At 35.9% G+C, this 12,265-nt stretch carries 12 protein-coding genes; 8 read left to right on the top strand and 4 right to left on the bottom strand.

From position 1 onward, the window contains the following. The first annotated feature begins 167 nt into the window (after window positions 1–167). The 5 genes from AN957_RS10185 to AN957_RS10205 all read left to right on the top strand — a co-directional run bounded on the left by AN957_RS10185 (window position 168) and on the right by AN957_RS10205 (window position 3,787). Window positions 168–632: a hypothetical protein gene (locus AN957_RS10185; RefSeq protein ID WP_056683964.1), complete on the top strand. Its 465-nt coding sequence runs from the start codon at window positions 168–170 to the stop codon at window positions 630–632. Window positions 633–747: 115 nt separating this feature from the next. Then, window positions 748–1,698 (top strand): NAD(P)-dependent oxidoreductase, encoded by a 951-nt coding sequence (locus AN957_RS10190; protein ID WP_075209124.1) that lies wholly within the window; start codon window positions 748–750, stop codon window positions 1,696–1,698. Between the two features lie 61 nt (window positions 1,699–1,759). Beyond that, window positions 1,760–1,939 (top strand): hypothetical protein, encoded by a 180-nt coding sequence (locus AN957_RS10195; RefSeq protein ID WP_053475412.1) that lies wholly within the window; start codon window positions 1,760–1,762, stop codon window positions 1,937–1,939. Between the two features lie 228 nt (window positions 1,940–2,167). Next, entirely contained in the window at window positions 2,168–2,695 is a 528-nt protein-coding gene (locus AN957_RS10200) for an RDD family protein (RefSeq protein ID WP_053475413.1), read from the top strand. A 186-nt stretch (window positions 2,696–2,881) separates the two neighbouring features. After that, window positions 2,882–3,787 carry a chemotaxis protein gene (locus AN957_RS10205; protein WP_053475414.1) on the top strand — a complete coding sequence of 302 codons (906 nt, stop codon included), beginning with the start codon at window positions 2,882–2,884 and terminating at the stop codon, window positions 3,785–3,787. 59 nt (window positions 3,788–3,846) lie between these two features. Here AN957_RS10205 and AN957_RS10210 read toward each other — a convergent pair whose 3' ends face one another. The 3 genes from AN957_RS10210 to AN957_RS10220 all read right to left on the bottom strand — a co-directional run bounded on the left by AN957_RS10210 (window position 3,847) and on the right by AN957_RS10220 (window position 6,288). Beyond that, entirely contained in the window at window positions 3,847–4,314 is a 468-nt protein-coding gene (locus AN957_RS10210) for a YkyB family protein (protein ID WP_053475415.1), read from the bottom strand. Window positions 4,315–4,398: 84 nt separating this feature from the next. Beyond that, window positions 4,399–5,676: an MFS transporter gene (locus AN957_RS10215; protein WP_056683967.1), complete on the bottom strand. Its 1,278-nt coding sequence runs from the start codon at window positions 5,674–5,676 to the stop codon at window positions 4,399–4,401. 3 nt (window positions 5,677–5,679) lie between these two features. Further along, window positions 5,680–6,288, bottom strand: coding sequence for a PadR family transcriptional regulator (locus AN957_RS10220; protein WP_056683970.1), 609 nt, complete (start codon window positions 6,286–6,288; stop codon window positions 5,680–5,682). Window positions 6,289–6,589: 301 nt separating this feature from the next. Here AN957_RS10220 and AN957_RS10225 point away from each other — a divergent pair, with 301 nt between their 5' ends. Continuing rightward, entirely contained in the window at window positions 6,590–8,698 is a 2,109-nt protein-coding gene (locus AN957_RS10225; RefSeq protein ID WP_075209125.1) for a sensor domain-containing protein, read from the top strand. 165 nt (window positions 8,699–8,863) lie between these two features. Here the strand turns inward: AN957_RS10225 and AN957_RS10230 are convergent, their stop codons facing one another. Beyond that, window positions 8,864–9,730, bottom strand: a complete 867-nt coding sequence (locus AN957_RS10230) for a metallophosphoesterase (protein WP_056683973.1) — start codon at window positions 9,728–9,730, stop codon at window positions 8,864–8,866. Window positions 9,731–9,957: 227 nt separating this feature from the next. Here AN957_RS10230 and fadH point away from each other — a divergent pair, with 227 nt between their 5' ends. After that, window positions 9,958–10,680: a 2,4-dienoyl-CoA reductase gene (gene fadH / locus AN957_RS10235; RefSeq protein ID WP_245637827.1), complete on the top strand. Its 723-nt coding sequence runs from the start codon at window positions 9,958–9,960 to the stop codon at window positions 10,678–10,680. A 161-nt stretch (window positions 10,681–10,841) separates the two neighbouring features. Continuing rightward, window positions 10,842–12,257, top strand: coding sequence for an aspartate ammonia-lyase (aspA, locus tag AN957_RS10240; protein ID WP_245637775.1), 1,416 nt, complete (start codon window positions 10,842–10,844; stop codon window positions 12,255–12,257). Window positions 12,258–12,265: the final 8 nt, after the last annotated feature.

The following is a 12,265-nucleotide window of genomic DNA, read 5'->3' on the forward strand; positions in this document are numbered from 1 at the left end:
TTTAAAAAACCGGGTATTGATTAAATAAGCACTTATATTGAACATGTAAGCTGCTCTAACAATTTCCCCCTTTTTAAACTGACTCATAAAAGTCAGTTTATTTTTTTGTGATTTTCAGGTTTATCTATCATCTGAAAAGGAAAAGGTAGGAAAAAGGAGGAGAATACATGAGCAGAAAAGCGGTTCGCTATCTTCAATTGATCTTCATCTCATTTTCGCTTGCGATTACGGGCTGTTCAATTAGCAGTCAGGATTCGATTGTAAATAGTCATGCAGAAGCTTTTTTGACTAAAAATAATGAACTGCAATTTCGGTTTAAGATTAATGAAAAAATTTTAAATGGCAAAGAAGTTTACAAAGTAAAGGTTTCGATTCATAATGACCGACTTGCATCAGCATTAGGCATGAGCGAAATCGTGTATGGTGCAAGTGCTAACTTAAAGGGTGAGTACATCGAAGTCGATAATAAAAATAATTTTATCTTTATGCCCCCTATTCCTTTAATAAAGGATTTGCATGTTTATGAAATTGAAGAGATGATAATCAGTAAAGATGCGGTGTCAGTGGAGGTATATAATGATGAGGAAGTTTTCGCAAAGGCTTTTTTAACAAATTTTTCTTCACAGTTGTAGTGTTTAATTCAATACATAAGGAAATACTAAAAAAGCGCATGAAATATGGAGAAGGACTAGGCTGCTTGCCTAGTCTTTTTTTGATGCAACAGTCATTCGATTTAAATGTGAAACAATGCTAGAATTAAAGAGAAAGTTCAGATATTTACAAAGAAAATCAGTTTACCGTTTGAAAAGGGGAATCTTTATGCTACAAATTGAAAATACAATTATTGGTTTCGTTGGCACTGGGGTAATGGGAAAGAGTATGGCAGGTCACCTGCTAAATGCGGGATTTCCATTAGTTGTTTATTCCCGGACGAAAGACAAGGCAGAGGAATTGCTTGCTAAAGGGGCTACGTGGGCAGCATCTCCAAAAGAGGTAGCTGAAAAGGCGAATATTATTATTACAATTGTTGGATATCCTGCTGATGTGGAAGAAGTGTATTTAGGGGAAAATGGCATTATCCCTAATGGAAAGGAAAATACTTATGTAATTGATATGACGACCTCCACTCCTACACTTGCGAGTAAAATATATACTGAAGCGAAAAAGAAAGGAATATTCGCATTAGATGCACCAGTTTCGGGCGGGGATATTGGTGCAAAAGAAGGAAAGCTCTCTATTATGGTCGGCGGAGATAAAGAGGTCTTTCTTGCAATGGAGCCAGTATTTAAACACTTAGGTACAAATATTGTTTATCAAGGCAAGGCAGGTTCCGGACAGCATACAAAAATGTGTAACCAAATTGCGATTGCTTCTAATATGATCGGTGTTTGTGAAGCTGTTGTATATGCGGAAAAAGCAGGCCTGAATCCTGACACCGTTCTTAAGAGTATTTCAACAGGTGCTGCTGGGAGCTGGTCTTTATCGAATTTAGCACCGAGAATGATAAACGGGAATTTTGACCCAGGTTTTTATATTAAACATTTTATTAAAGATATGAATATCGCCCTGCAAGAAGCTGATGCAATGGGCTTGGAAACTCCTGGACTCGCTCTGGCGAAAAAAATGTACTCAGAGCTTGCTGAAATAGGGGAGGAAAATAGCGGAACACAAGCATTGTATAAATATTGGGATCGATAAGGAATAATCATCCCCCTATTCAACAATAATATAAATGATTATTACAAAAGGGGGATTTATGATGGCAAAAAAGTCAAAAAAAGATGATCCTAAGCAAAAAAATAAAAAAGGCTTTGACTCAGCTGTACTGGATACAGAATTCTCACATGAATTCGGAAGTGCAGCAGCAAATAAAATGCATAAAGAGAAAGCAAAGAAAGAAAAAGCTTCAAAAAATAATGGCAAATATGAAGGACAATAAAAATGGTGAGCGAATGGCTCACCATTTTTATTATTTGATTTCTCATTGTGAATATAGGAAAAAGTATATATAGTAAAACTTAACACTTCCAATAAAATGGTATAATAGTAGTGTTAATAAATTAGAAATGTTGAGTATAATAAAGGGAGCTATAAAGATAGTTAATATGGTTCAGCCCTTTTCCATTCTTTATCAGCTTATTTTATATTTGTTTTTGGAGGTTATGCAGTGGAAACAATCTTAGAAAAACAGCCATATGAAGAAAGAAAGGAGTACGGTGGGTTCTGGATTCGGTTTGCAGCTTATTTAATTGATGCAATCATTGTTGGGATTCCTCTTGGAATTATTTCAGTCATTATTTATATGCTATTTATTCTTCCAACAGGTGCATTGGAATTGTATGCAGATCCAGCATATTACAATCAAGACATATCGGATGAACAGGCATTATTATTTTTAGGGTCTTATCTTGGCGCAACTGTCGTTACGATCTTGCTTTGTTGGATTGTAGCTATTGCATATTTTGCTGGATTACATGCATCTAAGTGGCAGGCGACAATCGGAAAAAAGCTTCTTGGTTTAAAAGTAACAGACCTGCATGGAAATCGAATATCTTTCTGGAGATCCTTAGGTCGATATCTAGCCCTTTCCTTTTTATCTGGGATCTTTTGTATCGGATTTATTATTGCTGCTTTCACAGAAAAGAAACAGTCTCTTCACGATTTAATTGCAAGTACGATCGTAATAAAAGGATAATTCATTTGTTAAATTAATCCATTTGGAAATGCTGCGCTGATTATTACAGTGCAGCATTTTCATTTTTCTAGTAAAAGTGAAAGAAAACAATCTTAATCATATAAAAATTTTTTATCAAAAATAATTTTTCGTGATATAGTAGTAGGTATAACTGACCATTACATACATAGGAAGGGCGAAATAGAAGTGGATCCTAAAAAAGGAATTTTATTAGAAAGCGGTACAAATGAATTAGAAATAGTAGAGTTTGGAATTGGGAAAAATAAGTTTGGTATAAATGTAATAAAGGTAAAAGAAATTATAAATCCTGTTTCTATCATTCAAGTGCCTCATGCACACAAAAATGTTGAGGGAATTATTGAACTGCGTGGGGAGGTACTTCCAGTAGTCAATGTGGCAAATGCGTTAGGGTTCCCTTCATCAGAAAGTCCTGAGCAGGATAAATTTATTGTTGCTGAGTTCAATAAGCAGAAAATAGTTTTTCATGTACACAGTGTAACCCAAATCCATCGTATTTCATGGGGGCAAATCGAAAAGCCGTCGGAAATGTACCAAGGCCCAGATAGTCAAATTATCGGTGTCATTAAGCTAAACGGTGAAATGATCCTTCTGCTTGACTTCGAAAAGATTGTTGTGGAAATTAATCCGGAAACAGGTATTAATGTTCAGCAAGTACAAAAGCTTGGAAAGCGTGAAAGATCGAATAAACGACTTATTGTCGCAGAGGATTCTCCATTGCTGAGAAAATTATTACACGATACATTAAGAGAAGCTGGTTTTCAATACATTGAGTTTTTTGAGAATGGACAGGATGCACTCCATTATTTAGAAAATTTAGTACAATCCGGGAAGAATATTACTGATGAAGTACAGTTAATTATTACAGATATTGAGATGCCACAAATGGATGGTCACCATCTAACGAAACGAATCAAGGATAATTCTTCATTATCTAAGGTCCCTGTCATTATTTTTTCTTCCTTAATTACAGATGATCTTCGTCATAAAGGGCAAATGGTTGGAGCTGACGCACAAGTCAGCAAACCAGAAATTGCGGAGCTTGTATTATTAATTGATCAAATCGCACTTTAAATATATAAACGCTAGGAAGTTGTTAAAGCTTCCTAGCGTTTTTTATATTGTTCAATTAATTAAAAGTAGCTCTCACCTAGCTTTTTGAAAACAGGTTTTTCATATGGACGTTTATTATTTTTATGGAAATCACTATTTTCTTTTAGACCAGTGTAGGTCATCAATAATTTTTTCCCTTGGGTTAGTGATAGGGAAGACCTCGGATTTCTTACATATTCATTTAACTTTCCTAAATGCGGCAATTGCTCAAAGTCCATTTTTGTAGGGGGTAAATGAAATGAATAATTCCCACATTCAACAAGGACATCTGATTGCTGCTGGCTATATTTTGGGTTACTAGAAAAATGAAGGCCAATCTTTTTGGCTTTTCCTTCTCTAATTAACTTCAATAATGCCTCTTGCTTAAGTTTGTACAAAAATTTTGGATTAGGTGCCGTTTTTGCATGGCGGTTAACGGTGAAGATTGCTTGAGAGAGGTTTTCTACCGTTGGGCGCAGATGGGGGTGTTCATTGTTATCGGCTTTCAATATGAAAAGCTCCTTTCCGAAAATTACAGGGGTATAACATATTATACCCCTATTTACCTAGTAAAGAAAATAGGAAAAGTAAGTTTAACCAGATATTTTCTTTACAGATACAGAAGGTTTTTCAATTGAAGTACTCCTTATTTTTTTTAGTAAGAATAGGAGTACAAAACTTCCTAACAAACAAGTGGAAATACCTGCACTGATCATTACAGCTGCTACACTTGCCAATTTTGCAAGTAATGCTCCTACTGCTGGTGCAATTAGCATAGAGAAAGTTTGAATAGACATGGCTGCAGCAGAAACTCTTCCCATCATTTGTTTTGGAGTTTCCGATTGTAGTACATAGCCATAAGGAACGGCTTCCCCAGAACCAAGCAGTCCTAGTAAAAATGCGCCACCTACCCACATGAATAATGGCAAATCTAATATACCCATGCTTCCGAAGCCAATAGCAATAATTAAGGTCCCGCTAAAGACAGAGGTGCCAGACATTAGATGGATGGGCTTTTCCTTCCAATTGGTCCAGTATCCTAATAGTACAGATCCAACGACACTTCCAAGTCCAACTCCGCTAATGAGCAAACCGAAAGTTCCTTCCGAAAATCCTAAGTCTTTTGCGATAAAAACAAATAGACCATCATAAAGAAAGATTATGAAAAATGCAGCAGAAGAAAGAATAATAGATACTTTCAGCAAACGTGTTTGCGCAATATGTCTAATTCCTTCAGTCAAATCTCTCCAGTAGCTTCCCTTATTTGTTTCTACATTTGGTAATTGCTCTGTGGTTTCATCTAGTTTCGGCATAGTTAATAAGAAGAGGATGGCAATAAAAAAGCCGATTGCTTCAAATATGAAAGGGCTTTTCACGCCGAATAATGCGATTATCCCTCCGCCAAGTGCCGGGCCAATAATTTTCATTGTATTAACGGATAATTGACTAAGAGTAACCGCTTCAGGAAGCTCGTCATCTGGCACCGTCATTCGAATGCTGCTTTGCCTTGCTGGATCATAAAGAGCTGCGACCGTTCCTTTTAAGAATACAAATACTAAGAGAATGTAAAGATTTGGAGAGAAAAAGAGACCGCCTACAAAAAGAATTCTTAATAGCAAGCAGACAATCATAATCGGCTTCTTTGGCATACGATCAACAAAGACACTGGCAAAAGGACCAACGATCACCCATGGAAGTCCGATTACTATGATTACTGAAGCAATCGCAGATGCATCAAGTCCCCAGTTGTAAGCAACGATTACCTGTATGGCAACGAAATCAAGCCAGTTTCCTAGATCTGAAAATACTTGTGCCCCGAACAATGAACGAAATGAACGAATTTTAAGTGGCTTAAACATCCCAGCTTTCATACATCACTTCTCCTTATTTTCTTTAATTGCCTTTCTTCTTCTTGTTAAAATCTTGTCAACATTTCCATTAAGATCCTGTCCCTCTGGTAAATCATTCGTCTGGAGTACGTGAATGGCTTCATCAATCCATTTAATTTCTGCTTCTAAGCGTATTTCTGCAAAACGAATGGCTAAAGCGCTGAATTTACTTACAAAGGAAATGCCGTTACTTGGCCACTCTTTAACAAATCCTAGAATATCCTCCGTCTCTCCTCTTCTTTTTCGTAAATGTCCAATTAAGATGGTGGAATCCAAATCGTCATGCCAGGTTGACATTTTCATAAACAGCTCATCTTTAACTACAGGATATGCTGGAGAAATAAGCAGCCAATTTTCTAATTCCTCCCATCCTTTTGGAGTGAGCTCATATAATTTCTTTCTTCTCCCATCCTCCTCTTGGTCAAGGGTAAAGATGAACCCTTCTTCTTCGAGCTTTCTTAATTTTGGATAAATGCTGCCGTAGCTCATTCCCCAATAAAGGCTAGCTGCTTTATGTTCGAATTCTGATTTAATATCATATCCTGTGCTCGGCCAATAACTTAAAACTGCCAGCAGCGTGTGTTCAACAGACAAGATAAAATTTCCTCCTTATATATCATAATGATATAACAGTGTGATATATCATTATGATATATTGAATGACAGGAAAAATCAACCAAAAGAGGAGTCTATAAGAAAAAAATTTGGCATTAAATAGTAGCAATTTTAGAAACTGTCGATGTGTTTTTTGTCGTTTTATATTATAATAAGGGAAATGTACTTGAATTTTGTAATAATAGTGAATTATTTGTCTGAATGCTCAATATAAGTTTTCAACCAAGACGTACATAGATGCATTCCAATAAATTGGAATGAAGTCAATAAGGATGATTTGATGGAAAATATGAAAGAAATATTATCTAGAGAGTTAAATAATGAAAAAATTAGCAATAAAATTGAAAGAATTATTTATGATATTATTCTAAAACATATTAAAGATTTGATTTTTATTATGAAAGTTGAAAAAGGACCTTCATTCCGTTATTTGTTTGTTAATGAACCAGGGATTAGACATGCTACATTATCAAGCGGTTTTATTGGCAAGACTCTTAATGAAGTTCTCTCAGAAGAGGTTGCTTCCTCTTTGCAATCAGAATATGAAAAAATACTTGATAGAAAAGAAACAATGATATTCTCTGATGAAGTTAAAATGCCTGATGGGAGTACAATGATTGGTGAGTCTTTCTTAACACCTATTCTTGATGAAAAGGATGAAGTTCTTTATGTTGTTTCTGTTACGCGAGATATAACAACTGCATTATTGGAGAAGAAACGATTAATAAAGAGCGAACAGAAATATCGCTCCATAGTTGACCACAATTTAGATGGCATCATTTCAGTTGATTTGAAAGGAGCGATTCTCGAAGTAAATCCTGCAGGCAATCAGCTAACAGGCTATACGGAAAAGCAGTTAACAAAACGCTCCATTTTCAATTTAATAAGGGATCAGGATATACCTGATTTTCAAAACTTATTTGATATAACAAAGAATGGGTATCCATCTGAGTCGTTGGACATTCATTTTGTTCATAGAAAAGGTCATTATTTATCCATTCATTTAAAGACAGTACCAATTGTTATAAATTCAGAAATAGAGGGAATCTATGTCATTATCAAGGATATTTCAGAGCAAGCAGAGAATGCTGAAACGATTAGGTATATGGCATTTCATGACCAATTAACAGGTCTATTAAATAGAAGAGCATTGCTAGCAGATTTAGATAAGTATATTTTAGATGCCAAAAAAGTTGGAAATGAATTTGCACTTCTTTCCATTGATTTGGATCGATTTAAATATTTAAATGATACTTTAGGACATATTTTTGGGGATGAAATTTTAAAAAAAGTAGCGGAAAGATTGTGTGAGTTTAGGCATAAGAATTATTCTGTTTACAGGCAAGGCGGGGATGAATTTATCATTCTTCTCCCGCATGCAGATAGAGGAAAAGCGAGACGATTTGCACAAAGTATTTTAGCAAGATTTACTAGCTCCTTTTACTTGCATTCGAAGGAATATTATATTACCCCGAGTATTGGAGTGAGTATGTATCCTAACGATGGGAATAATGCGGAAGCGTTAATAAAGAATGCAGATGAGGCTTTATTTCGTGTAAAAGAAAAAGGAAAAGCCCATTTTCAATTTTATCGTTCGGAAATGAATTCAATTATTAATAATGTTGTTGAATTGGAGACATTTTTACGTAAAGCGATAGACAAAAATGAGCTAACATTATACTATCAGCCGCAAATTGATTTAAAAACAATGAAAATAACAAGCTACGAAGCTCTTTTACGTTGGAATAATCATGAACTCGGATTTATTTCTCCTGCTGATTTCATTCCGTTGGCTGAGGATACTGGCTTAATTATTCCGATTGGAACGTGGGTAATTGAGACCGCATGTAAACAAATAAAGGATTGGTCAGATAAAGGTGAGAAAGATTTTAAAGTAGCAATCAATATTTCCCCTAAACAATTTCAGCAGCATAGTTTATTAACGATCATCCAGAAAGCTATAGAAAAACATCGAATCCATCCAAAATGTTTAGAAATTGAAATTACGGAAGGGGCTATGCAGGATACGAAAGATACGTCTCCGATATTATCTGGCTTAAAGGATCTAGGGGTATCGATTTCAGTTGATGACTTTGGAACAGGTTATTCATCTTTAAGTTATTTGAAAAAATTCCCAATTGATGTATTGAAAATTGATAAATCCTTTGTTAAAGATGTGCATGTAAATGAAAAGGATGCAGCCATTACTACAACGATCATCCATTTGGGAAGAAGTCTAGGGATGGAGGTAATTGCCGAAGGTGTTGAGAATGATGAGCAGGCACAATTTTTATTAAATGCGAATTGCCATAAAGCTCAAGGATTCTTATATTCAAAGCCGCTTCCTGCAGATGAAATTGAAAAAAATTTCATGAATATAAACGAATAATAATGAAAAAAGGAAAAGGAGCTTAGAGCTTCTTTTCCTTTTTTGAGAAATAGAAAATATAACATTTTAAAATTTGGTAACTGTTTAGCGCTAGCGGCCTATCGCCCATCAAACTTCAGATCTCCTCCAGCTTGTACGGCGATAATCAAGGCGCTTGCGCTTTTCTTATTTCTGAAATAGTGAAAAAACGGTTAGTTCAGGTCTACATAGAAAGCGAAATGGCAATCGGGTTGTCCCAAGCCCCCTATTTACATAGAGTGTTAGAGGTGTGCTGCCAATCTTATAAAATCCTTCGTTATAGTTCTCAGCATATGGAGGGATGACAAGTGCTCCCGCAAAAGGGATTTTTACTTGCCCCCCATGGCTATGCCCACTAAGTTGAAGCTGTATGTTATAGTTTTTCGCCTCATCAGCCAAATCTGGTGCATGTGATAATAGAATTTTATACGATTGATCAGGAACTCCTTCGATTGCCGTTTGAATGTCAGGTTTACCAAGCATTGCATCATCTATCCCAATGACATAAATGCTGCTCCCATCAATTAATTTAATTTGTTGGTGGTTGTTTAGAAGTAGTTTAAAGCCGGATTCTTCAATAATAGACTTATATATATCTGTCCCATAGCCACCGTGATCATGATTGCCATAGATGGAAAATTTTCCAAAAGGTGCTTCTAACTCCTGTAATAGCGGAATTATGATGTTTGCTTCGTGATACTGATTAGGTGTATCCATTAAATCACCCGTGAAAAAGATAATATCAGGTTTCAGTGCATTTATTTTCTTTACAAGTTTTTTTAATTGATGTGCATCATATTGAAAGCCTAAGTGGGTATCACTAAATTGAACAATTTTGAAATTGTTGAAACTAGATGGAATGTCAGGATTAATTATTTTATGCTGATTGACATCTAGTAATTTAGGTTCAATTTCCCTCGAATAATAATAGCCCCCAGCACCAAGTCCAAAAATGGAAAAAAGCGAGCCAATGGTTCTTTTCAAAAAGGACCTTCTTGAAATTTTTTTCGGCATGTTATTACCAACCTATCTAAAAAATTCATCTCTTTTATACTATCAAACTACGATATCAAAAAGAAGGGAGAAATTTAACAATCGTAAATAGATGAAAGAATAATAATGAAAAAATAGTTCGAAAATTCATTACTTAATGGTAAAATAAGAATGAATAATCATTCATTTTTAAGGGGGCATGCATTTTGAAAGGGAAGGTTGTTATTGTTACAGGTGGGTCAAGTGGGATGGGGAAGTATATGGCTAAGCGATTTGCTGAGGCTGGAGCATCTGTTGTTATTACAGGAAGGAATCTTGAGCGCCTGGAAGAAACGAAAAAGGAAATTGAAATAGAATCAGGACAAATTTTGGTTGTTCAAATGGATGTAAGAGAAGTAGAATATGTTAAGCATATGGTAACAGAAACGTTAAATACCTTTGGTAGAATTGACCATTTAATCAACAATGCTGCCGGTAATTTTATCTGTCCTGCGGAGAAGTTAAGTGCTAATGGCTGGAGTTCGGTTATCAATATAGTTCTTAATGGGACATTTTACTGCTCAAGTGAGGTCGGGAAATACTGGATTGAGAATGGAATGGAAGGCAGCATAATTAATATGGTTGCTACTTATGCTTGGGATGCTGGGCCAGGGGTCATTCATTCTGCAGCAGCGAAAGCAGGTGTTCTGTCGATGACGAGAACATTAGCTGTTGAGTGGGGCAGAAAGTATGGAATAAGAGTGAATGCGATTGCACCCGGCCCGATTGAACGAACAGGTGGAGCAGATAAATTATGGGAATCTGAAGATGCAGCGAAGAGAACTCTTTCAAGTGTACCGCTGGGTAGGCTTGGAAAACCAGAGGAAATTGCAGAATTAGCTTTCTTTTTATTATCGGAACATGCTGCATATATAAATGGGGAATGCATTACAATGGACGGAGGCCAATGGCTAAATCAATACCCGTTTTAGTAGGAACAAATAGCGAATTTTATTTCTGACTTTTCCTACTATTTCGAAATAACGAAAGCATGAAAAATAAACAGAAAAATTCATAAAATAGTAGTATACTTAAGCCGTGATGGAAATCATTCTATCACGGCTTTTTCATTAACTATTTGGAGGATGTTGAAGTGAGTACATATAGAATTGAAAAGGACTTCCTTGGTGAAAAACATGTACCAATCGAAGCATACTATGGGATACAGACATTAAGAGCAGTTGAAAACTTCCCAATTACTGGCTATAAATTAGACAAGGATTTAATTATTGCAATGGCAATTGTAAAAAAAGCCGCAGCACTGGCAAACGCTGATGTTGGCAGATTATATAAAGGAAAAGCAGATGTGATCTGCCAAGCGGCAGATGAAATTATTACAGGTAAATGGCATGATCATTTTCTTGTTGATCCGATCCAAGGCGGCGCAGGAACTTCGATTAATATGAATACGAATGAGGTTATAGCGAATAGAGGATTAGAGCTTCTTGGCAAAGAAAAAGGTGAGTATTTCCATCTTAATCCGAATATTGATGTGAATATGGCTCAATCAACAAATGATGCATTCCCAACAGCCATCCATATTGCTGTCTATCGTGCGCTTGAATCGTTGCTAGCGACCATGAAGGAAATGAAGGCAACATTCAGTGTCAAAGCAGATGAATTTGATTCAGTTATTAAAATGGGCAGAACACATTTGCAGGATGCGGTGCCCATTCGACTAGGTCAAGAATTTAGGGCATATACGAACGTAATTGAACGTGATATCAAAAGAATCGAAAGATCAAAGGACAATTTATTAGAAGTAAATATGGGTGCCACAGCTGTAGGGACAGGATTAAATGCGGATCCTAATTATATTGAAAAAGTTGTTCAATATTTAGCCGACATTTCAGGAATCCCTGTTGTTCCAGCAGAAAACTTAGTCGATGCGACCCAAAATACTGATGCATATGTAGAAGTATCTGCATCATTAAAGATATGTATGGTCAATATGTCGAAGATTGCAAATGATCTCCGTTTAATGGCTTCTGGGCCAAGGGCAGGTTTGTATGAAATCAATTTACCAGCCCGCCAGCCGGGTTCCTCCATCATGCCAGGAAAAGTAAATCCTGTCATGCCAGAAGTAATTAACCAAATTGCATTCCAAGTAATCGGGAATGACCATACGATCTCGTTAGCATCTGAAGCAGGTCAATTCGAATTAAACGTAATGGAACCGGTCTTATTATTTAATTTATTGCAATCGATTTCAATTATGAATAACGGCTTCCGTGTGTTTTCTAATTTCTGTATTTCAGGTATCACTGCTAATACAGACCGTTTGAAGGAATACGTAGAGAAAAGTGTAGGCTTACTGACAGCAGTAAATCCTCATATTGGCTATAATATAGCTTCAGAAATTGCCAGAGAGTCTATTGTTAATGGAAAATCCATCCGTGAACTATGTTTATTGTATGATGTACTAACTGAAGAGGAATTGGATTTAATATTAGATCCTTATGAAATGACAAAGCCAGGAATTGCAGGTTCTTCTTTACTTGATAAATAAAAATGCTT

Source organism: Cytobacillus solani, from assembly GCF_001420595.1.
In the GTDB taxonomy this organism is placed as follows: Bacteria; Bacillota; Bacilli; order Bacillales; family Cytobacillaceae; genus Cytobacillus; species Cytobacillus solani.

Coding starts and splice junctions, on each gene's coding strand:
- AN957_RS10190 (WP_075209124.1), top strand. CDS start 748: ATGCTAGAATTAAAGAGAAAGTTCAGATATTTACAAAGAAAATCAGTT.
- AN957_RS10215 (WP_056683967.1), bottom strand. CDS start 5,676: ATGAAAGCTGGGATGTTTAAGCCACTTAAAATTCGTTCATTTCGTTCA.
- AN957_RS10185 (WP_056683964.1), top strand. CDS start 168: ATGAGCAGAAAAGCGGTTCGCTATCTTCAATTGATCTTCATCTCATTT.
- AN957_RS10230 (WP_056683973.1), bottom strand. CDS start 9,730: ATGCCGAAAAAAATTTCAAGAAGGTCCTTTTTGAAAAGAACCATTGGC.
- AN957_RS10195 (WP_053475412.1), top strand. CDS start 1,760: ATGGCAAAAAAGTCAAAAAAAGATGATCCTAAGCAAAAAAATAAAAAA.
- fadH (WP_245637827.1), top strand. CDS start 9,958: ATGGGGAAGTATATGGCTAAGCGATTTGCTGAGGCTGGAGCATCTGTT.
- AN957_RS10225 (WP_075209125.1), top strand. CDS start 6,590: ATGGAAAATATGAAAGAAATATTATCTAGAGAGTTAAATAATGAAAAA.